The organism is Parerythrobacter jejuensis, assembly GCF_039536765.1.
Taxonomy (GTDB): domain Bacteria; phylum Pseudomonadota; class Alphaproteobacteria; order Sphingomonadales; family Sphingomonadaceae; genus Parerythrobacter; species Parerythrobacter jejuensis.
In genome coordinates this window covers 2,101,620-2,121,510 of record NZ_BAAAZF010000001.1, presented here as the reverse complement: position 1 = coordinate 2,121,510, position 19,891 = coordinate 2,101,620, and the positions used below count along the sequence as shown (strand labels likewise).

General features: G+C 62.4%; 21 protein-coding genes. 13 read left to right on the top strand and 8 right to left on the bottom strand.

From position 1 onward, the window contains the following. Positions 1–2: 2 nt before the first annotated feature. Positions 3–1,400 (top strand): sensor histidine kinase, encoded by a 1,398-nt coding sequence (locus ABD653_RS10480; RefSeq protein WP_160778625.1) that lies wholly within the window; start codon positions 3–5, stop codon positions 1,398–1,400. On the opposite strand, the gene ABD653_RS10475 is transcribed toward ABD653_RS10480, so the two are convergent. Next, the gene (locus ABD653_RS10475) at positions 1,397–2,971 is read right to left on the bottom strand and encodes a helicase HerA-like domain-containing protein (protein WP_160778624.1); all 1,575 of its coding nucleotides are present in this window, start codon (positions 2,969–2,971) and stop codon (positions 1,397–1,399) included. The genes ABD653_RS10480 and ABD653_RS10475 overlap by 4 nt on opposite strands. A gap of 109 nt (positions 2,972–3,080) precedes the next feature. On the opposite strand from ABD653_RS10475, the gene pabB reads away from it, so the two are divergent. From pabB to ABD653_RS10450, 5 genes are all read left to right on the top strand, one after another. Continuing rightward, positions 3,081–4,892 carry an aminodeoxychorismate synthase component I gene (gene pabB / locus ABD653_RS10470; protein ID WP_160780345.1) on the top strand — a complete coding sequence of 604 codons (1,812 nt, stop codon included), beginning with the start codon at positions 3,081–3,083 and terminating at the stop codon, positions 4,890–4,892. Then, complete coding sequence (locus ABD653_RS10465; protein WP_160778623.1) at positions 4,889–5,551, top strand: RluA family pseudouridine synthase; 663 nt, start codon at positions 4,889–4,891, stop codon at positions 5,549–5,551. Before pabB ends, ABD653_RS10465 begins: the two co-directional genes overlap by 4 nt. 8 nt (positions 5,552–5,559) lie before the next feature. Then, entirely contained in the window at positions 5,560–5,976 is a 417-nt protein-coding gene (gene arfB / locus ABD653_RS10460) for an alternative ribosome rescue aminoacyl-tRNA hydrolase ArfB (RefSeq protein WP_160778622.1), read from the top strand. A 144-nt stretch (positions 5,977–6,120) separates the two neighbouring features. Continuing rightward, a complete protein-coding gene (rpmG, locus tag ABD653_RS10455; protein WP_160778621.1) occupies positions 6,121–6,288 on the top strand; it encodes a 50S ribosomal protein L33 in 168 nt (55 codons plus the stop codon). A gap of 66 nt (positions 6,289–6,354) precedes the next feature. Further along, entirely contained in the window at positions 6,355–7,032 is a 678-nt protein-coding gene (locus ABD653_RS10450) for a LolA family protein (protein WP_199801090.1), read from the top strand. 257 nt (positions 7,033–7,289) lie between these two features. Here the strand turns inward: ABD653_RS10450 and ABD653_RS10445 are convergent, their stop codons facing one another. Then, positions 7,290–8,711, bottom strand: a complete 1,422-nt coding sequence (locus ABD653_RS10445) for an alkaline phosphatase (RefSeq protein ID WP_160778620.1) — start codon at positions 8,709–8,711, stop codon at positions 7,290–7,292. A gap of 137 nt (positions 8,712–8,848) precedes the next feature. Between ABD653_RS10445 and ABD653_RS10440 the strand changes: the two genes are divergently transcribed. From ABD653_RS10440 to ABD653_RS10430, 3 genes are read left to right on the top strand one after another with little or no spacing between them, the layout of a single operon-like run. Beyond that, entirely contained in the window at positions 8,849–9,646 is a 798-nt protein-coding gene (locus ABD653_RS10440; protein ID WP_160778619.1) for an exodeoxyribonuclease III, read from the top strand. 29 nt (positions 9,647–9,675) lie between these two features. Beyond that, on the top strand, positions 9,676–10,713 hold the full coding sequence (gene ribA, locus ABD653_RS10435; protein WP_325065372.1) for a GTP cyclohydrolase II: 1,038 nt from the start codon (positions 9,676–9,678) through the stop codon (positions 10,711–10,713). After that, positions 10,710–11,210 carry a GNAT family N-acetyltransferase gene (locus tag ABD653_RS10430; protein ID WP_160778618.1) on the top strand — a complete coding sequence of 167 codons (501 nt, stop codon included), beginning with the start codon at positions 10,710–10,712 and terminating at the stop codon, positions 11,208–11,210. Before ribA ends, ABD653_RS10430 begins: the two co-directional genes overlap by 4 nt. On the opposite strand, the gene asd is transcribed toward ABD653_RS10430, so the two are convergent. The 6 genes from asd to recQ form a co-directional block, all read right to left on the bottom strand. Next, positions 11,207–12,061 (bottom strand): archaetidylserine decarboxylase, encoded by an 855-nt coding sequence (gene asd / locus ABD653_RS10425; RefSeq protein WP_160778617.1) that lies wholly within the window; start codon positions 12,059–12,061, stop codon positions 11,207–11,209. The two genes, ABD653_RS10430 and asd, sit on opposite strands and share 4 nt — an antisense overlap. Before the next feature lie 62 nt (positions 12,062–12,123). After that, a complete protein-coding gene (locus ABD653_RS10420) occupies positions 12,124–13,107 on the bottom strand; it encodes a right-handed parallel beta-helix repeat-containing protein (protein ID WP_160778616.1) in 984 nt (327 codons plus the stop codon). Positions 13,108–13,171: 64 nt separating this feature from the next. After that, positions 13,172–13,438 carry a hypothetical protein gene (locus tag ABD653_RS10415; RefSeq protein ID WP_160778615.1) on the bottom strand — a complete coding sequence of 89 codons (267 nt, stop codon included), beginning with the start codon at positions 13,436–13,438 and terminating at the stop codon, positions 13,172–13,174. Between the two features lies 1 nt (position 13,439). Beyond that, positions 13,440–13,655 carry a type II toxin-antitoxin system antitoxin gene (locus ABD653_RS10410; RefSeq protein ID WP_160778614.1) on the bottom strand — a complete coding sequence of 72 codons (216 nt, stop codon included), beginning with the start codon at positions 13,653–13,655 and terminating at the stop codon, positions 13,440–13,442. Between the two features lie 24 nt (positions 13,656–13,679). Next, the gene (locus ABD653_RS10405; protein WP_160778613.1) at positions 13,680–14,594 is read right to left on the bottom strand and encodes an SPFH domain-containing protein; all 915 of its coding nucleotides are present in this window, start codon (positions 14,592–14,594) and stop codon (positions 13,680–13,682) included. Between the two features lie 70 nt (positions 14,595–14,664). Then, positions 14,665–16,443, bottom strand: a complete 1,779-nt coding sequence (recQ, locus tag ABD653_RS10400) for a DNA helicase RecQ (protein WP_160780342.1) — start codon at positions 16,441–16,443, stop codon at positions 14,665–14,667. A 171-nt stretch (positions 16,444–16,614) separates the two neighbouring features. Here recQ and ABD653_RS10395 point away from each other — a divergent pair, with 171 nt between their 5' ends. The 4 genes from ABD653_RS10395 to ABD653_RS10380 all read left to right on the top strand — a co-directional run bounded on the left by ABD653_RS10395 (position 16,615) and on the right by ABD653_RS10380 (position 19,889). Next, a complete protein-coding gene (locus tag ABD653_RS10395) occupies positions 16,615–16,980 on the top strand; it encodes a hypothetical protein (RefSeq protein ID WP_234032139.1) in 366 nt (121 codons plus the stop codon). A 92-nt stretch (positions 16,981–17,072) separates the two neighbouring features. Further along, positions 17,073–17,315 carry a hypothetical protein gene (locus ABD653_RS10390; protein ID WP_199801089.1) on the top strand — a complete coding sequence of 81 codons (243 nt, stop codon included), beginning with the start codon at positions 17,073–17,075 and terminating at the stop codon, positions 17,313–17,315. Between the two features lie 20 nt (positions 17,316–17,335). Then, positions 17,336–18,511 (top strand): acyl-CoA dehydrogenase family protein, encoded by a 1,176-nt coding sequence (locus tag ABD653_RS10385; RefSeq protein WP_160778612.1) that lies wholly within the window; start codon positions 17,336–17,338, stop codon positions 18,509–18,511. A gap of 151 nt (positions 18,512–18,662) precedes the next feature. After that, positions 18,663–19,889 (top strand): CoA transferase, encoded by a 1,227-nt coding sequence (locus ABD653_RS10380; RefSeq protein WP_160778611.1) that lies wholly within the window; start codon positions 18,663–18,665, stop codon positions 19,887–19,889. Positions 19,890–19,891 lie beyond the last annotated feature (2 nt).

Below are 19,891 nucleotides of genomic sequence, written 5' to 3'. Positions count from 1 at the left end.
TCATGCGGCTGTGGCCCAGAAGCCTGCTCGGCCAGACTTTGCTCGCCGTCGCGATCGCCTTGCTGGTGGCACAGGCGGTCTCAGCCGTGCTGCTCTTTCGCGGGACGGAAAACCGGCGCGAGGCCGCTGTCTTCAATGCTGCGACCATCAATCTCCTGGTCGATCCCGAACGCCGCATCCGGCGTATGGAACGCGCCATGGCCCGGATGGCGGATGGCGGCGATCTGGCCCGGCTGCGCGAACGCCCGATCAGGCCACGCATGAGCGACACCAACCCCCTGCTAGACGGTGAAGCAAACATGCCGGTTCGGGCTGGAAAATTACGGGAGTTGCTGTCGGCCCAAGGGGTGGATCCGGCCAACCTTGTCGTCACCATCCGGCGCGCAGGCGATGATCCTGTCTTGCAGCGGCGAGCCGAGCGCAACCCGCGCTTTGCCCGCGAGCCGGGCTGGGCCGACCGCACATTGCTGGTCGCCGGAATGCAACGGGCAGAGGGCGGCACATGGCAAGTGGCCCGCGTGCCCATTCCGGCGCGCGAAACGCGGGTGATAGGCGGCATTATCGCCCAGACCCTGGTCCTGTTCGCGATCCTGCTCGGGGTGCTTTACGTGGCTTTGCGACGGATAACACGGCCGCTGGCGGCGCTGACGAAGCGGACCGTCCAATTTGCGCGGACCCAGGATGCGTCCGACCCGCTGCCGCCGGCCGGGCCGCACGACATCAGCCAGCTGATTGCGGCCCACAACGCGATGGAGAGCCGGATCACTGCTATGCTGGATGAAAAGGACGTGATGCTGGGGGCGATCGGCCACGATCTGAAAACGCCGCTGGCTGCCCTGCGGGTCCGGATCGAATCGGTTGAGGATGACGGGCAACGCGCCAAAATGGCCGCCAGTATCGAGGATATTACACGCTCGCTCGACGATATCCTCGCCCTTGCCCGGATCGGAAGGGCGCAGGCAGATGCCGAGGCAGCGCAGCTCGGGGCCTTGGCCGAAGCCGTTGTCGAAGAATTCGAGGATATGGGCCAACCCGTGACGCTAACGCAAAGCGAGCGGATCGTACTGCCGGTTCATGTCACCTGGCTGCGCCGGGCCCTGCGCAATCTGATTGCCAATGCCGTACGCTATGCTGGCGCCGCCGAGGTTGCCCTGTTGCGCGACGGATCGGCCGTGATCCTGCGGGTCGACGATCAGGGGCCCGGCATTCCGGCTGCCCGGATCGATGCCATGCTCGAGCCATTCCAGCGCGGGGAAGCGAGCCGCAATCGGGCCACCGGCGGCGCAGGCCTGGGCCTGACTCTCGCCCGCGCTATTGCCGAACAGCATGGCGGAGAGCTGGTGCTGCAAAATCGCGACGGTGGCGGCTTGCGCGCTGAAATACGCCTGCCCGGAAGCTAACGCATCAAGCCCCCGATCAGGTTGCGCACGAACCGGCCCGCTACCGGACCAGCCAGATCAGTGGCAATCGAACCGGCTGCAGATGTCACGCCCGATCGCATTGGGTTGGCGCGCGATTTCTTACCCAGCACCGCCGATGCGGCAACTGCGGCAACCGAACCGGCAGCAACCTTGGCACCGCGGCTGAAGGCCTTTTCCCACATGCTCTTGGTCTTGCGCGGGCGCTTGCGAACTTCTTCTTCACCCTGGGCTTCGACTTCCTGCGCGGTTTCGGCGGCATCGACAGCCTTGGCCGCCAGTACCTCTTCTGCACTCTCGCGATCAACCGCCTGATCATATTTGCCCTCGACCGGGCTGATCGACTTGATGATCGCACGTTCCTTCACTGTGACCGGCCCAAGGCGGCTGCGCGGGGGCTTCACCAATGTGCGCTGGACAATCGAGGGGGCACCATCTTCGAGCAAGGTCGAGACCAGCGCCTCACCCACCCGCAATTCGGTAATGGCTTCTTCGACATCGAGATCTTCATTGATCCGGAAAGTATCGGCTGCGGCCTTGATCGCTTTCTTGTCGCGCGGGGTGAAAGCCCGCAGGGCGTGCTGCACGCGGTTGCCCAGCTGCCCGGCCACCTCTTCGGGAATATCGATCGGGTTCTGCGTGACGAAATAGACGCCGACACCTTTGGACCGGATCAGACGGACGACCTGTTCGATCTTGTCCTCCAGCGCCTTGGGCGCGTCGTCGAACAGCAAGTGTGCCTCGTCAAAGAAAAACACCAGCTTGGGCTTCTCCGGGTCGCCGACTTCGGGTAGCGTTTCAAACAGTTCGGCCAGCAACCACAGCAGGAATGTGGCGTAAAGTTTGGGGCTGCGCATCAGCTTGTCGGCGGCAAGCACGTTGATGTAACCCCGTCCCTGCTCGTCGGACTGGAGGAAATCGTCGATTTCCAGCGCAGGCTCACCAAAGAACTGGTCGGCGCCCTGGCTTTCAAAGCTGAGCAACTGGCGCTGTATTGCCCCGACGCTCTGCTTGCTGACATTGCCGTATTTGCCCGACAATTCCTTGGAGTTCTCCGACGCCCAGGCCAGGATCGCCTGCAAGTCACCAAAGTCGAGCAGCAGCAGTCCGTTGTCGTCAGCATGCCGGAAAACGATCTGTAGCACGCCTTCCTGCGTATCGTTCAGATCGAGCAGGCGCGACAGCAGCAGCGGCCCCATTTCCGAAATCGTGGTGCGGATCGGGTGGCCTTGTTCACCATACAAGTCCCAGAACACCGCCGGATTGTCCGAATAGGCATAGTCCTCCATGCCCAGTTCTTCGGCGCGCTCTTCCAGCTTGTCGGCATGTTTGAAGGTCGGCGATCCGGCCATGGAAATCCCCGACAGGTCACCCTTCACGTCGGCCACGAAAACTGGAACTCCGTTGGCGGAAAAGCTCTCGGCCAGGCCCTGCAGGGTCACCGTCTTACCGGTACCGGTGGCGCCCGCGATCAAACCGTGGCGATTGGCGCGGCTGAGATCGAGATATTGCTGCTCGCCATTCCCGGCGAGTCCGATGAAAATTTGGCTCATTGTTGCGATAGACCCCTGCGTCTGGATGTTTGGCCGTGTGTGTGGCCCGCACACCCCCACATGGTCAAGCGCGGTTCCAATTCGCGGTGACTGGGCTATGGCGGTGAAGATGGGTGACCGCGAGGCTTTCGTATTGCTGGATGATGCGCGCGCGCAGGGGGCAGCCGATGCCCACCTGTATGAAGCCGCGTCCGCCATCTTCGTGGCCCACCGTCCGCAGGATGTCGAGGCGGCGCTGGAACAGGCACAGGCTGCGCAGACTGACAAGGGCGGCACGCTGGCAGGTTATATCGCATACGAAGCCGGCCTCGCGCTCGAGCCCAAGTTGCAACCGCTCGCTGCCGAACGCACAGGCGCGAACGGCCCGCTTGTCTGGCTCGGGCTGTTTGCACAAAAACGCGTGATTGCAGCGGCCGATGTCCCCGCCTGGCTGGCCGAAACCGGCGGCGGCGACGTGGCACTCGGCCCGCTCGACCCGCAAGTATCGCAAGGCGCCTATGAAGAGGCCTTCGAAGCCTTGCAGCAAGCCATCCAAGGCGGCGACATCTACCAGGCCAATCTCACCTTGCCACTGGCTGGATCTTATCGCGGCGATCCCGTCGCGCTCTATGCCGCGCTGCGCCCAGCCGCTCAGGCAGGCTATGGCGGGCTGGTGTTTGATGGGTCGCACTGGCTGCTCAGCCTGTCTCCTGAATTGTTCGTCTCACTCAAAGGCGGGCACGCACGGGCCAAGCCGATGAAGGGCACACGGCCACGCGGGCAGTCCGAAGCCGAAGATGCAGCCCTGGCAGAAGAACTCGCCGGTTCGGAGAAGGACAAGGCCGAGAACCTGATGATTGTCGATCTCATGCGCAACGATCTCAGCCGGGTGGCAGAGGCTGGAAGCGTTTCGGTAGAGGCGCCATTCGCGGTCGAGCATTATCCTACGGTCCACCAGATGGTGACGACCGTCCATGCCCGGCTGCAGGATGGGAAGGGCGCGAGCGACTTGGTCCGCGCGCTGTTCCCTTGCGGTTCGATCACCGGTGCGCCCAAGATCAGGGCAATGGAACTGATCCAGCAGGTCGAACGCGATCCGCGCGGGCCCTATTGCGGGGCGATCGGACGGATTGACGCGGATGGCAATGCGGCCTTCAATGTCGCCATCCGGACTTTGTGTTTGACCCCGGTCGAAAACGACCAGGGTGATGCCGTCCTTGGCGTAGGCTCCGCCATTGTCGCCGACAGCGAGCCGCGCGCCGAGTGGCGCGAAACCATTCTGAAGGGCGGCTTCGTCCGTGCCAGCAATGCCGACTTGCTGGCCCCCGGATTCCATCTGATCGAGACCATGCGCTTCGATCCCGAGCAGGGGATGCCGTTGCTCGAGGCGCATCTGGAACGGATCAAGGCCAGCGCTGCAACGCTGGGCTTCGCGTTTGACCGGCATGCCGCGCGCAACCAGATCCAGGCCTTATGCTTCGACCTGGAACATCCCGCCAAGCTGAGGCTGACTTGCAACAGGGCGGGAGCAACCACCCTCGAAGCATCGCCGCTCGAAGAAGCGAGTGATGATCCCGTGGCGTGCGCGATTTTGCCGCTGCCGGTCGATAGCGGTGACTGGCGGCTACGGCACAAAACATCGGATCGCGGCTTCTACGAGGCGGCACTTTCAGTCGCGCGTGAAGCGGGTGCGGCAGAGGCGCTGTTGCGGCGCGATGACGGATTCTTGACTGAGGGCTGCATTTCGAACCTGTTTGTGGAGCGCGATGGCGTGCTGGTCACACCCCCGCTGGCGCTGGGCTTGCTCCCCGGTGTGCTGCGGGCCCAATTGCTGGCCGACGGCAAGGCTGAGGAAGGGACCATCACAGTCGAAGACCTTGAGCACGGCTTCTTTGTCGGCAACGCCGTTCGCGGCCTGCGCAAGGCAAGGCTTCTGATATGATCGATATCCTGTTTGAAGACGGTGAAGCTCTGGTGATCAACAAGCCCGCCGGCCTGCCGATCGAGCAACCGCGCCGGGGCGGCACTTCGCTGGAAGATCATATGGAGCAGCTTAAGCTCGGCTTCCAGCGCCCGCCCGTCCCGGTGCACCGGATTGACACCGATACCAGCGGATGCCTGTTGCTGGCGCGCAATCCCAAAGCGCTCAAGCGATATGCACGCGCATTCGAGGGAAGGCTGGTTGGCAAGCGTTATCTCGGCATTGTCGACGGGGTCCCTATCGACGAGGAAGGCGAGATCGCCTTGTCCCTTTCCAAGATCAGCAGTGCGGAGAAGGGCTGGCGCATGATCCCGGCGAAGAAGGGCAAGCCTTCGCTAACCCGCTGGCGGCTGCTGCAAAAGCTGGAACGCGGCTCGCTGCTCGAATTCGAACCCGAAACCGGGCGCACCCACCAGATCCGCGTGCATGTCGCCAGCGGCCTTGGCATGCCGCTGCTGGGGGATCCGGTCTATGGCAATCCCAAGAGCGGACCGCGAACCATGCTGCACGCTGCAGGCCTGACGGTGGAGCGCGAAGGCAAACCGCAAATTGCAGCCGCTGCGCCCATGCCCGCCGATTTCCTCGCTATGGGCGCGCTCGACGGCTCTGCCGACAGCTAGACCGGACAATGGACGAGACTCTGATTGATCGGGCCCATGGGCTGGCAGAAGAGACCTTCATCGCTGGCACTGGCCCGGGCGGCCAAAACGTCAATAAAGTCGCGACCAGCGTCCAGCTGCGAATCAATGTTTACAAGCTGCGCCTGCCACCGCCGGTTTTTGCGCGATTGCGCGCGCTGGCCGGGAGCAAGTTGACCGCTGCGGGCGATTTATTGATCACCGCACGGGCGCATCGGACGCAAGAGGCGAATCGCCAATTGGCCCGGGAAAAACTTGGCGAATTGCTCGAATCGGCCCATCGCAGCCCCAAGACACGCAAGAAGAGCCGCCTCAACCGGGTTGGCAAGACCAAACGGCTCAAGGCCAAGAAGGTGCGCGGCGAGGTGAAAGCCGGGCGCGGAAAGGTTTCGCGCAGCGATTGGTAAGGCGCTTCCGGCTTGACTTTCACAGGTGAATCGCCCAATTGCGCGCCCGATGTGGCGGTGCCCCAGCTTTTTGGGCGTGCCGCCAGTTATTTCTTGGCCTGAACCGTTTGCCGGAAGGGCCCACCGAAAGATTTAGGAAGCACCATGGCGAAGCCCGCAACCGTCAAGATCAAGCTCGTCTCGACCGCAGACACGGGCTTTTACTATGTGACCAAGAAAAATCCGCGCAACATTACCGAGAAGATGACCTTCCGGAAATATGACCCGGTCGTGCGCAAGCATGTCGATTTTAAGGAAGCGAAGATCAAGTAAGCTTCCTGAACGGCAAATTGCGTGCCGGTCAGTGACAGTTCAGCGCGGCGACTCTAGAAGGGCCGCATGAACCGGATGATCACCACATTTCGCTCGCTCAGTGCGGGCAAAGCCACGGGTGCCGCGCTTGCCGCGGCGCTTGTCGTTTCCGCGCCCGTTGCCTGGATGGCTGCGCCGACTCCGGCGGCTGCCTATTCCGGCAATCTCGACGCCGCAGTGCAGGCGCTGCGCGGTATCTCGACCATGCGCGCCGATTTCACCCAGACTGACCGCAAGGGCCAGACTGTGGGCGGAGTGATGACCCTGAAGCGGCCGGGCAAGATCCGGTTCGAATATGAAAAGGGTGTGCCGCTGCTGGTGGTTTCCAATGGCCGGTCGCTCACGCTGGTCGATTACGAGGTCAATCAGGTCCAGCGCTGGCCAATCACGAATTCGCCGCTCGGCGCACTGCTCGATCCTGATCGCGACGTGAAGAAATACGGCAAGCTGGTCCCAACCGGCGTTGATGATGTGCTGAGTGTCGAAGTGCGCGATCCGAAGAAACCTGAATTCGGCGTCATCACGATGATCTTCCTGCGCGATGGCGGGGCACCTGGCGGATGGGAACTCAAGAACTGGGTGGCGCTCGATGCGCAGAACAATCGCACCACCGTCAGGCTGACGAATCACCGCTATGGCGTGTCGGTAAACGACTCGGCATTCAGGTACCGTGATCCGCGCCGGACCACCCGTCGCCCGCGATAAACGCTTCGTCTTTGGAACGAGAGGCGTTTGCGACAAGGCGCGACATACCGTTCATTGCCCCGCAAGGCGAAAGCGCATAATCTTGTTACGCAAGACGGATAGGAAGGCGGGTTTCCCCCCTGTTGCCCTGTCCTTCCATTCAAGCCCGTCTTGTTCACAGCGTGACGAACGCTCAAACGGAACCCTCGTGCCATTTGCCCCCGGCACGAGGGTTTTTTGTACGCACGCAAGATGGCGTGCGCAAAGCAAGAATCCCCTCATTCCCAGCCGAGCGCCGCAACGATGATCTCGTAAATGCGGTTCTGCTCGATCACCCCGCGCGCTTTGTCGGAACCCGGACCCGAGGCATAGAGCGCGACGTCTTCACCGGCATGGGTTTCACTATAGGTCGGGACCAGCGCTTGCTGCCGCGCGTTGACACCCGTCTCCGGCATCTCCCGCTCGCCGACGACTGCGCCCGGCCCATTGGCATAACCCAGCGTCGTGTAGGGTTTGCCGTCTTTCGCCAGGGCTGGCTCGCCCGCAGGTTCACCGCGTTCGTCGGTCTGAACGACCAGGCCCAGGATGGGATTGCCGCGCACTGGATAGCCGGCAATGGTGAATACATGGCTGTGGTCGGCGGTGACGAGGATCAGGGTCTCCTCGGGATCGGTATTGTCGATCGCCCACTGGATCGCACGGGCAAATTCCACTGCTTCCTCCAGCGCAAAGCCAGCCTTGCCCGCATGGTGGCCGTGATCGATCCGGCCACTCTCCACCATCAGGTAAAAGCCATCGGGATCCGTCGACAGGCGCTTGATCGCTTCTGCCGTCATGCCCGTCAGGGTCGGCTCGGCGGAATCGGCCTTGCGTTCCGCCATGTAGGTCATGTGGCTGGGCGAAAAGAGACCGAGAACCGGTTTGCCTGCCGGAGCCGCCGCGAGCCCGGCAGCGTCAGTCACATAAGTCCCGCCCGTACGCGCCGCCCAGGCCGCTGGCAGATCATCCCCTTCCCGGATGCGCCGCCCGTCCTTGTCAGGGCCATAAAACGCGCCCAATCCGCCGCCCAAAGCGAGGTCGAAAGGAAAATCGACCAGTTGCTGGGCAATATCGCGGCAGCCAAGCCTGCGCTGATCCTCGGGGATGCCCTTGTCCGATTCCCAATTCCGGTCTGTGCTTCGGGCATAGACCGAGGCTGGCGTTGCATGGGTAATGCGCGCCGTACTGACAATCCCCACGGCCATGTCATCCGCCTTCGCCTGTTCCCCCAGCAACGGCAGGTGGTGCTGCTGGCCGGCAAGGCAGTCGCCGCGCGGAGCACCCGGACCAATGCCGAGAAAGCCGATCTTGGTCTTCTTGCCCGAATGCATGGCGGTGGCTGTTCCGGCGCTGTCGGGCACTTGCGAATTGGTATTGTAGGTCTTCACCAGCGCGACATTGGGAAAGGTCTCGAACGGCAGCACATATTCCTCGCCCTGCAGGCCCTGTTTTTGCCCGGCATAGATGCGCGCGGCCGTAACGGTAGAAACCCCCATCCCGTCACCAATGAACAGGATAACATTCTTGGCTTTGCCCGCAGTCTTCTTTGCAGGGGTCGGAGCGCTTGCAACATCGTCCTGCGCATAGGCCGCGCCGCACGCCGCAAGGGGCAGGGCGAGGGCGGCGAGGAAACCGGCGAGGACAGGGCGGGACGAACGCATAGCAATACTCCGGGCAATCTGGTGTGAAGCCCTGCTATCGCGCATCGATGTGACGGGAAAGCGAAAGCTGGCAAAAGGGCCAATCCGTCCCTGCCACGGCTTGCCGCCCGCATCCGCGCCACCTAAGGCATGCGACCATGGTTTCCGTCACTACCTGGAACATCAATTCCGTTCGCCTGCGCATGCCGATCGTGGCCGACTTCCTGAAACAGGAAGCGCCCGACATTCTGTGCCTGCAAGAAATCAAATGCGAAGAGCATCTGTTTCCCTACGATGCGTTTCGCGCGCTGGGGTACGAGCATTTCGCCGTGCATGGCCAGAAAGGCTATCACGGCGTAGGCACCGTCAGCCGCATCCCGATCCAGGAATACTCCCGCCATGACTGGCAGGCCAATGGCGAAGCACGACATGTCGGCGTGGAATTGGCCGAAGGCCCCGGCAAAGGCACTGTGATCGAGAATGTCTATGTGCCCGCGGGCGGCGACATCCCCGACCGCGAACAGAACCCGAAATTCGGCCAGAAGCTCGATTTTCTCGAACGCATGACCCGGTGGGCCGACGGGATCGAGCGCCCGACGTTGATCGTCGGCGATTTCAACATCGCGCCGCTGGAGAGCGATGTGTGGAGCCACAAGCAATTGCTCAAGGTCGTTAGCCATACCCCGCTCGAGGTCGAAACGCTCCAGCGCTTCATGGATGCCCATGGCTGGTCCGATATCGGGCGCGAACATATCAAGGCACCCGAACGGTATTACAGCTGGTGGTCTTACCGCTCCAAGGATTGGCGCAAGGGGGATCGCGGTCGGCGTCTCGACCATATGTGGGCCAGCCCCGAGCTTGCCCGCCAGGCCACCGCCCACCGTGTGCTCGAAGATGCGCGCAGCTGGGAAAAACCGTCCGACCATGTCCCGCTGACGACGGAGTTTGCGCTCTGACGGCTCAGAATCCCTCCCCTTCCCGGCGTGTGGCGCAGGCGATCGATGCCTTGCGCCATGGCTGGCCGCTGGCGATGGAAGGTGCAGGGATATTGCTGCCGATCGAAACCGCCATGGCGCGCGAGGCGACGTGCGGGCATTTGCTGATTTCGGCCGCGCGGGCGACGACGCTGAAGCTCGCCAACCAGCGCGATGCCGCCGTGCCTCATGCCCCGGTGATGATCCGCGGGGCCGAACCGTTCGATCTCGATCTTGCCGTTGCTGTTGCCGACCCCGCGCTCGATCTCGCCAATCCGCTCAAAGGCCCGTTCAAGGCCGAACCGATTGCCTGGCAGGAGGCAGCCGAAGCGGCGATGGAACTGGCGCGGATTGCCGGCATCCTGCCCGCCTTCATGATCGCGCCCGACCATGCCGGCGAAGCCCAGCCGGTATCGCCTGGTGATCTGGCCCAGTGGTCGGATCCAGACCGTCTGCGCATAGCGACCCGCGCGAAACTGCCGGTCACGGCCGACGACGATTCCGAACTGGTCGTGTTCCGTAAGCCGGACGACATGCGCGAACATTGCGCCCTGGTGATCGGCCGGCAAATGGGCGGGAAGGCGCCATTGGTGCGACTGCACTCCGAATGCCTGACCGGCGATATCCTGGGCAGCCTCAAGTGCGATTGTGGCCCGCAACTCGATGCCGCCCTCGCGGCCATGGCCGAAGAGGCGGCGCAGGGCGGATATGGCGTACTGCTCTACATGCGGCAGGAAGGACGCGGGATCGGCCTGATCAACAAGATGCGGGCCTATCGCCTGCAGGACCAGGGCTTCGACACAATCGAAGCCAACGAACGGCTCGGCCTGCCAGACGAAGCCCGCGATTTCGCCACTGCGGCACGCATGCTCGATTTGTTAGGAATTGGTGAGATAAGACTGCTGACCAATAACACCAAAAAGGTCGTAGCATTGGAAACACATGGTATCTCGATTCGCGAGAGGGTGGCGCATGAGCTCCCGTCGAATCCGCATAACCGCCGCTATCTGGCGACCAAGCGGGATCGGGCCGGGCACTTGCTGACATGACGATTACCATCCGCCCCGAACGCGCCGGCGACGAGCCTGCAATCCACGCCCTGACCGATGCTGCCTTTCGCGACATGCCATTCAGCGACGGTGATGAAGCGGACCTGATCGACAAATTGCGTGCCGACGGGGATCTTGTCCTGTCGCTCGTCGCGACCAACAGAGACGAGGCGATTGTCGGCCATATCGCTTTTTCGCCTGTCACCATCAGTGATGGCACCAGCGATTGGTATGGTTTGGGCCCGGTCTCGGTCATTCCCACCAACCAGCATACGGGGATTGGCGGCCAGCTGATCGATCGCGGCATTGCCGACATGGTCGCGCGCAACGCCAAGGGCATAGTGCTGCTGGGCAATCCGAAATACTATTCACGCTTCGGATTCATCGTCGAGCCCCGGCTGACCTATGCGGGCGGGCCCGCGGAATATTTCCAGACCTTGTTACTCGATGGCGAGTTGCCGCACGGCGCAGTCAATTTCGCCCCTGCGTTCGGCTAGAGCTTGCGGGCGAGAGCTTGCCCCATGCGCACCGGGCTTCCCTCAACAAGCTCGGGCGCGAATTCGACTTTGCCGTCCCCGAACAACAGGATGACTGTCGACCCTAGCAGGAAGCGCCCCATTTCATCGCCGGCGGCATAGCTGCGTGCATCTGGGCCTACAGCAGGAAACTCCTGCCGAAACAGCTTGTTGCCGTGCGGCGGAACGCGCCCGCCCCAGACCGTTTCGATCCCGGCCACAATCATGGCGCCGACCATGACGCTCGCCATGATGCCGCATTCGCTATCGAATAGGCAGGCCAGGCGTTCGTTCCGCGCAAACAGGCGCGGTACGCCCTGGGCCGTTGCGCCATTGACCGAGTACAGATCACCCGGGACATAACATGTGCTGCGCAATTGCCCCGCCACCGGCATGTGGACCCGGTGGTAATCGCGCGGGGAGAGATAGATGGTGGCGAACTGCCCGTTGGCGAAGCGTTCGGCGAGCGCAGCGTCCCCGCCGAGCAATTCAGCGGCGGTATAATCATGGCCCTTGGCCTGCAAGATCCGGCCGTTTTCGATCCTGCCCAATTGGCTGATCGCTCCGTCAGCCGGAGACAGCACGAATTGATCACTATCGGCCAGCGGCCGCGCCCCGGGCTTCAATTCACGGGTAAAGAAGGCATTGAAGGTTTCGAACGAGCCCTCGGGCTCTTTCGCTTCTGCCATGTCGACATCATAGGCTGCGATGAAACGGCGAATCAGCCGGTCACGAATCCATGGGGTGCGCGATTCGGCGAATGATCCGGCCAGTTTCGACAAGCCGTGCTGCGGCGCGATGTGCTGCAGCCAGATAAAGGGGTTTGCGCTCATGCGCGCCCGCTATCGTGCCTTCCCTTGCGTGAAAAGCGCTAATCGGTCCTCTCGGGAGGAGATCAGCGGCGTTCGTAACGTTTGAGACCGGGTGCAAGCTCGTTGTCTTCGATGGTCAGCTTGGCACCGGCCCAATCCGCCACGAAGGTCGAATCGCGCTTCAGCGAGGGCACAAAACGGGCATCGTTGCCGGCAATCACCAGACCGTCTGACGTGTTGGTAAAATCCTCTGCGCCCAATGCGATGAAGGCGCTGTAATTTTCCTTGTCGCGGCCCTGGACGAACCAGTTGTTGGTGATCTGTCCGGTCGAACCGCCCGGCATATCGATCATGTAATTGGTCGAGCTGCCGGCCGAATCGTCAAAGCTGGAGGCGGCAATATCCGTCCGCGCGGCGCGCGATTTGACGTAGTGGCCGCCCTGGCCGCGCTCAAACCGGCTGCGGGTGATCCGCAGATGGCCGATTGTGCCGGTATAGATAGAATGGGCACAGCCGCCGTCGCCCTCGCACGTGCCGAGACCGGAAAAGGTCGAGCGATCCACCACCAGCCGGATGCTGTCATTGTGTGCGGTCAGGATGCCCTGTTGGCTGTCGACGAACCAGCTATTGGCGACCGTCAGATTGCCTGCTTCCAGACGAATTCCCGCGCCGTTGAAATCGGAGACCGCCATATTGCGGAAGACGATGCCCGAAACGCTGGCTTCACGGCCGCGCAATACCAGCGCTGCCTTGCCTTCGCATTCGACGCCGTCGAGTACTGCGCTGCCCGGTTCGCTGGCGAAGAAGGCAATGCTGCCCGCTTCCTGCACCGCGCATTGGCGATAGGTGCCAGGCGCAATGGCGATGGTGCCACTGCCATTGCCGATCGAATCGACCGCCTGCTGCAGATTGCCGAAGCCGCGGCCGTTTTCGACCACGGTAAACGGCGCTGTCGCAGGCTGGGCGAATACCGCCGCAGCCGGGATCAGGGCGATTGCCGCAGTGGCAATAAACCCGATAGCCAGGGTTGAAGGGCGGGCGAGCGGATGGCGGGCAGAGTTTTCCATACCGCACGCGATAGCCTGAAAGGGTTAACGGCTTGCTAAGGACATTGCGGCGTCGTGGTTCCGTCTACTCCCATTCGCCCCAGCGCCAGCGCCAACCACCGCGCGTCTTGCGCTTGACGACAATGGCGAACAGCCATGTCACCGGCACGAACAAGGCAAACGCGACCCCCGCGCCGAGGCCAGAGCCCCACTCTGCGAAGAGCCCGAGGCTGGCGAGAAAGGCGATATAGGCCAGCAGCAAGGCCCAGCCTTGCCAGGTCAGCGGCCAGCCCGCGCCATAGCCGTAGACCTTGGGCAAGTACCATTCGCCGGGTTCGAACAGGCCAGTCATCTCACTCCCCCTTGGGCGGTCGGCCCCGCCGTGGCCGGGCACTGCGACCCACATCGATACCACGCTCGGTCAAAGCTTCGCGCAGCAGCGTCTCGATCTGGGCATTGGCTGACCGGAGCTCTGCCGCCGCGAGCCGCTCGATCGCGGCATGAACCGCTGGATCGAGCCGCAGGGCAAAAGCCTTCTTCGCGTTGGTCTTTTTCGGGGGTGCAGCCATGGCTGCCTCCTTGCGACTGAGCGCTTACTGGTACAGTGTGCCGGTATTGACGACAGGGTGGGCCTCACGGTCACCGCACAGCACCACCATCAGGTTGGAAACCATCGCCGCACGGCGTTCGTCATCCAGCTCAACAACGCCATCCTGCGACAGCTTCTGCAGCGCATCTTCGACCATGCCGACCGCGCCGATCACAACCTTCTTGCGAGCGGCAATCACCGCATCGGCCTGCTGGCGTCGCAGCATCGCACCGGCGATTTCAGGTGCATAGGCAAGGTGGGTCAGGCCCGCTTCATCGACCACGATTCCGGCGACCTTCAGCCGGTCATTCAACTCCTCCAGCAATTCGCGATTGATCACATCACCGCCGCCGCGCAGCGTCACCTCCTCGCCTTCGAAATCATCATAGGGATGGCGCGAGCCCACCGTGCGCAACCCGGCCTCGATCTGGATGTTCACGAACTCCTTGTAATCATCGACGTCGAATGCCGCCTGCGCGGTATCAGCGACACGCCACACCACGTTGCAGGCAATCTCGATCGGGTTGCCGCGCAGATCGTTGATCTTGACCTTGTCGGAGTGGACATTGTGGGCGCGCGCGCTGATCTTGCGCCGCATCATCCACGGCCACACCCAGCGCAGCCCTTCGCGCCGCTCGGTGCCACGGTATTCACCGAACAAGGTGACGACAGCGGCTTGGTTGGGCTGGATCATGAAGAACCCGGCAGAGACCAGCGTGGCAAGGAGGATCGGCAGCACCAGCCCGCTTATAAACAGCAGCTTGGCCCCCTTTGTGGCGCCATCGGCTGGAATATTGGTAGCGAAGTTCAGCCCCAGCAACACCAGGAAGCCGAGCAGCACCAGCAGCATGACATAGCCGCTATACGAGTGGGCCGGACCTTCCCGGCTGATATTCATTCCCTTGACGATATCCGTCATGGAGCACCTCCTTCAATATAATTATGATATCATATTTATATCGAGAAGGATGAAGAGTCAAATCGGCTGGTCAGTGTTGCCGGATGCAGTCGAGGAATTGTTCGCCATAGGCGTCGAGTTTCTTGGCCCCTACGCCCGCAATGGAGCCCATCTCTGCCAGCGTCGCCGGACGTGTCGCGGTGAATTCCCGCAACGTGGCATCGTGGAAGATGAGATAGGGCGGCACCTGCCCTTCGATTGCCAGCTGACGGCGCAATTCCCGCAGCGCGTCGAACAAGGGATCGCCCACCGGATTGACCCCGCCACCGCTTGATCCGCTGCGCGACTTGCGCCCGCGGCGCGCCTGTTTGGGCGGCTTGACCATCAGGACCGAGGCCTCACCTTTCAGAATATCGCGCGCATCGCCGCCCAGCGTCAGCCCGCCATGTTCGGTCGCAACAAGCGCCCCGCGTGCCTGCAAGGCCCGGCTGACAGGCCGCAGCAGTGCCGCTTCCTCGCCCTCGACGATCCCGAACACCGTGAGATGATCGTGACCCTTGGCCAGCACACGCTCGTCATCCGCGCCGGTCAGTACCTTTTGCAGATGGCCAAAGCCGAAGCTTTGCCCGGTGCGATAGGCCGCTGAGAGGAATTTGCGCGCCACCTCGGTGGCGTCGATCACTTCGGGCGCGTCGAGGCAATTGTCGCAATTGCCGCATGTCTGTGGCGGGTCCTCGCCAAAATGCCGCAACAGGATGGCGCGACGGCATCCGGCTGTCTCGACCAGATTGGCAAGCGTATCGAGCCGTTTGCGATCCCCCTCGCGCCGGTCTTCCGGCATCTCGGCAAGACGCATCCGGGCCCGGGCGAAGTCCTCTGCCCCCCACAACATCGTCGCTTGTGCCGGGTCGCCATCACGCCCGGCCCGGCCCGTTTCCTGGTAATAGGCCTCGATCGATTTGGGGATGCCGGCATGCGCCACGAAACGCACATCGGGTTTGTCGATGCCCATTCCGAACGCAATGGTGGCGACCATCACCACTTCTTCGCTGGCGACGAATTCTGCCTGGTGCCGGGCGCGCGTCCCCGGCTCCAGCCCGGCATGATAGGGCAGGACGGGGCGCCCGGTGGCGGCTGCCAGCTTGGCTGCCAGATCCTCCACCTTGCGGCGCGTGGGCGCATAAATGATACCGGGCCCGGGATGATCCTCCATCAATTGCGTCAATTGGCGGACGGGATTGTCACGGTGGCGAATGGCGTAGCGGATATTGGGGCGTTCAAAACCGGCCACCACCAGTCCTTCGTCGGGGATGCCGAGCTGGGCCATGATGTCGCTGCGGGTATGGGCGTCTGCCGTCGCGGTCAGCGCCAGGCGGGGCACATCGCCGAACCGGTCCATCAAGGGACGCAACTGGCGGTAATCGGGCCGGAAATCATGCCCCCATTCGGAAACGCAATGCGCCTCGTCGATGGCAAACATTGCCAGCGGCGCCGCCGTCAACAAATCACAGAAAGAGGGCTGGCTTGCCCGTTCAGGCGCAACATAAAGCAGGTCGAGCGCACCAGCACGAAAGGCATCCATCGTCTCGCGCCAATCGGCATCGGCGCTGGTCAGCGTGGCGGCGCGGATGCCGTTGGCGCGGGCCGCACGCAGCTGGTCATGCATAAGGGCGATCAGTGGTGAAATCACAATGCAGGTGCCGTGCAACAGCGTCGCCGGCAATTGGTAGGTCAGCGATTTGCCCGCACCGGTCGGCATGACACCAAGCGTCGAGCACCCATCCATGACGCGCTCCACCACTTCAGCCTGGCGCCCCCGGAAATCGCCAAAGCCGAAAACCTCCCGCAATTGCTCGCGGGCCTGGTCCATTCCGGTTCGAAGAGTGTCTGCGTCCACCCGCCCGGCATGGCACAAGCTGGGCCCTACGCAAGGCAGCATGGCCAGTTTTCCCTTGGCCATCACGGCTTGCCGGGGCTAGACGATGCCCGACCGCGTGCTCCAGGCGCGTGGGGTCGAAAATTCTGACTGGAGGAAAACACCATGAAAACAGCACTGCGTTTTGGCCTGGTGGCCGCCGGCGCCCTTACCCTTGCCGCTTGCGGCGACACCGAGGACGCGTCCGAGGAAGCCATGGCCGACAATGTCGAAATCCCGGCCGATGAAGCGATGACCGAAGTGGCCGACGAGCCTGTGGCCGACGATGCCGCAACCGCAGACACCGCCGAAGAAGCCAGCACCGAAGCCACCGCCGAAGAGCAGGCAACTGCCGAAGCTGCCGGTGAAGCTGCTGCCGATGCGGCCGCCGATGTCCAGGCTGCTGTCGATGCTGCTGCCGCAACCGCTGGCGATATCACCGATGCCGCCAATGACGCGGCTGACGCTGCCGAGGCAGTTGTCGACCAGTAAGGCAGCAATTTTTCGCATTCAGGGAAGCGGGTCTTTCGAGCAAACCGAAAGGCCCGCTTTTTCTTTGTGACGGCTGCGCTATGGTACCCACCATGACTCGCTCCACGATCACACCCATTGCCTTGCTGGCATTTCTGGCAGCTTGTGGCCCGGGGGAGAATGATCCAGGCCCCGGCGGCGTAACGGTAGGCGAAGCGCAGGCCCTCGATGAAGCAGCCGCAATGATCGAAGCCCGCAAATTGCCGCCCGAAGCACTCGACACTACACCTGTGCAAGAGCCGGCCTCCGATCCTGCCGCGCCTGAGCGGGCCGGCACCGAAGAACCACAGCAATAGGCAACAAAGGACTGTCCCACATGGCCGCAACCGGCATGGATCCCGAGACATTCGAACAATTCATCGAGCAGCTAGACCGCTATGTGCGCGAGCGGCTGATCCCGGCCGAGAAGGACGTGATCGCCAACGACAAGATCCCTGACGAAATTGTCACCGAGATGAAAGAAATGGGGCTGTTCGGGCTGACCGTGCCAGAGGAATATGGCGGGGCCGGGCTCAACACTTCGCAATATGCCCGCGTGGTCAACACTATGGCCTATGCCGCGCCGGCCTATCGTTCGATCTTCTCGATCAATGTCGGGATGTTCAATTCGGCGATCAAGAATGGCGCGACCGATGCCCAGAAGGCCGAATGGTGGCCCCGCATTGCCGCCGGTGAAATCGCTTGCTTCGGTCTGACCGAGCCGGGCTCCGGTTCCGACAGTGCGGCCATGGCGACCACGGCCAAGCCTGATCCGGACGGCAATGGCTGGATCCTCAACGGCACCAAACGCTACATCACCAATGCCCCGCATGCGCAGGTCGGCCTGATCATGGCACGGACCGAGAAAGAGGCGCTGCCCAAGAACGCCCATGTCAGCGCCTTTATCGTACCGATGGATACGCCCGGCGTTTCCACCGCCAGCCCGGACAAGAAGATGGGCCAGGAGGGCAGCCATATCTCCGACGTGATCCTGGAGGATGTGAAGGTGCCCGGTGATGCCTTGCTGGGCGCTGAAACCGGCAAGGGCTTCCGGTTCGCCATGATGAGCCTCGACAATGGCCGCATTTCCGTGGGCGCAGCCGCCGCCGGCTATGCCCGCCGCGCGCTCGACAGTGCTGTGCGCTATGCCAATGAGCGCAAGGCGTTTGGCGAACCAATCGCCAATTTCCAGCTGATCCAGCAAATGCTGGCCGAGAGCGAGACGGAAATCTACGCCGCCGAAGCGATGATGAAGGACGTGACAGAACGCGCCGACAAGGGTGAGAACATCCTGCGCAAGGCGGCAGCCTTCAAGGTCTTCTCCAGCGAGATGTGCGGCCGCGTCGTCGATCGGGTGGTGCAGGTCTATGGCGGCGCGGGCTATCTGGCCGAATATGATGCCGAACGGTTCTTCCGCGATGCCCGCATCTATCGCATCTATGAAGGCACGACGCAGATCCTGTATCTGCAGATCGCCAAGCACATGCTGCGCGAATTTGCGGAGAATTCTTGAGTTGGCTCGCCTGACGGCTCGGCCGCACCGGCCCACTCCCCCCACCCGGCCACCCACGGCACGATACTGTTTGGGAGGCCGGGTGGGGGATTGGGCCGGTGCCGCAAGGGTCGGACAGAGGTCCGATCCGCACGTAACAAGAAAGTAACGAATGTATAATCTGCTCAACGACCTCTCGATCATCGAGACTTCCAGCTTTGTGGCCTCGCCCACGGCGGGACTCTATTGCGCGCAAATGGGGGCTGAGGTCATCCGCGTCGATCACAAGGCAGGCGGGCTCGATTATGATCGCTATATGCTCACCAAAGAAGGGCGCTCGCTCAGCTGGGAAAACCTCAATCGCGCCAAGAAATCGGTCGCGCTGGATCTGCGCAGCGGCGAGGGACGTGAATTGCTGGTCGAGCTGGCGCATAGAACAGGCCAGCTGATCACCAATTTGCCGGAGAAAAGTTTCCTCGGCCATGCTGCGGTGGCGAAAGACCGCACAGATATGGTCAGCGTGCGGATCATGGGCTGGCATGACGGTCGCCAGGCGATGGATTTCACCGTCAACGCGGCCAGCGGGTACCCTTTGATGATGGGCCCGGAAGAATGGGATATCGAAACCGCACCGCCGGTCAGCCAGGTGCTGCCGGCGTGGGACTTCATCACCGGCGCCTATTGCGCCTTTGCCCTGTTGGCGGCGCTGCATCATCGCAATGCCACGGGTGAAGGCAGCGAAGTGCGCGTGCCGCTGGGCGATGTCGCGATCGGCACCATGGCCAATTCGGGCGCAATGGCTGAAATGCTGTATCGTGGCGGTGACAGGGAACGGCTGGGCAACGCCATTTGGGGCGCTTTCGGGCGCGACTTCCGCAGCAGGGATGGCCAGCGGTTTATGGTCGCAGCCCTCACGGCCAAGCAGTGGCACGGCCTCGTCAAAGCCTTCGGGCTTGAGCAGGACATCGCTGCGCTGGAAGAGAAAGTCGGCGTGCGCTTCGCCGACGGGGACGATCCCCGTTTCCGGCACCGCCACGCGTTGTTTGACCTGTTCCAGGCCAAATCGGAACAGCATGATTATGCCGAACTGGAAGCGCGTATGGCCGCCGAAGGCACAACCTATGAACGCTATCGCACCATGTACGAAGCCGCCAACGATCCACAGCTGGTCGGCGACAATCCCCTGTTCGGCCCGGCCCCGGCCAACCCGAGCGGGTTCGATTATCCGGCCACGCGCAGCTTTGCCAATATGCCGGAAAAGCAAGCCGGTGACCCGGCCCCGGCCCCCTATCTCGGCCAGCATAGCGAGGAAATCCTCGCTGAAAGGCTGGGCCTTTCTTCCGGCGCCATCGGCAAGTTGGTAGATGCCGGAACCGTTGCCCTTTCTGACAAATCCTGAAC

Coding starts and splice junctions, on each gene's coding strand:
- ABD653_RS10385 (WP_160778612.1), top strand. CDS start 17,336: ATGGCCGCAACCGGCATGGATCCCGAGACATTCGAACAATTCATCGAG.
- ABD653_RS10395 (WP_234032139.1), top strand. CDS start 16,615: ATGAAAACAGCACTGCGTTTTGGCCTGGTGGCCGCCGGCGCCCTTACC.
- arfB (WP_160778622.1), top strand. CDS start 5,560: ATGGACGAGACTCTGATTGATCGGGCCCATGGGCTGGCAGAAGAGACC.
- ABD653_RS10440 (WP_160778619.1), top strand. CDS start 8,849: ATGGTTTCCGTCACTACCTGGAACATCAATTCCGTTCGCCTGCGCATG.
- ABD653_RS10465 (WP_160778623.1), top strand. CDS start 4,889: ATGATCGATATCCTGTTTGAAGACGGTGAAGCTCTGGTGATCAACAAG.
- ABD653_RS10450 (WP_199801090.1), top strand. CDS start 6,355: ATGAACCGGATGATCACCACATTTCGCTCGCTCAGTGCGGGCAAAGCC.
- recQ (WP_160780342.1), bottom strand. CDS start 16,443: ATGGACCAGGCCCGCGAGCAATTGCGGGAGGTTTTCGGCTTTGGCGAT.
- ABD653_RS10480 (WP_160778625.1), top strand. CDS start 3: ATGCGGCTGTGGCCCAGAAGCCTGCTCGGCCAGACTTTGCTCGCCGTC.
- ABD653_RS10420 (WP_160778616.1), bottom strand. CDS start 13,107: ATGGAAAACTCTGCCCGCCATCCGCTCGCCCGCCCTTCAACCCTGGCT.
- ABD653_RS10390 (WP_199801089.1), top strand. CDS start 17,073: ATGACTCGCTCCACGATCACACCCATTGCCTTGCTGGCATTTCTGGCA.
- rpmG (WP_160778621.1), top strand. CDS start 6,121: ATGGCGAAGCCCGCAACCGTCAAGATCAAGCTCGTCTCGACCGCAGAC.
- asd (WP_160778617.1), bottom strand. CDS start 12,061: ATGAGCGCAAACCCCTTTATCTGGCTGCAGCACATCGCGCCGCAGCAC.
- ABD653_RS10445 (WP_160778620.1), bottom strand. CDS start 8,711: ATGCGTTCGTCCCGCCCTGTCCTCGCCGGTTTCCTCGCCGCCCTCGCC.
- ABD653_RS10475 (WP_160778624.1), bottom strand. CDS start 2,971: ATGAGCCAAATTTTCATCGGACTCGCCGGGAATGGCGAGCAGCAATAT.
- ABD653_RS10430 (WP_160778618.1), top strand. CDS start 10,710: ATGACGATTACCATCCGCCCCGAACGCGCCGGCGACGAGCCTGCAATC.
- ABD653_RS10380 (WP_160778611.1), top strand. CDS start 18,663: ATGTATAATCTGCTCAACGACCTCTCGATCATCGAGACTTCCAGCTTT.
- ABD653_RS10405 (WP_160778613.1), bottom strand. CDS start 14,594: ATGACGGATATCGTCAAGGGAATGAATATCAGCCGGGAAGGTCCGGCC.
- ABD653_RS10415 (WP_160778615.1), bottom strand. CDS start 13,438: ATGACTGGCCTGTTCGAACCCGGCGAATGGTACTTGCCCAAGGTCTAC.
- pabB (WP_160780345.1), top strand. CDS start 3,081: ATGGGTGACCGCGAGGCTTTCGTATTGCTGGATGATGCGCGCGCGCAG.
- ABD653_RS10410 (WP_160778614.1), bottom strand. CDS start 13,655: ATGGCTGCACCCCCGAAAAAGACCAACGCGAAGAAGGCTTTTGCCCTG.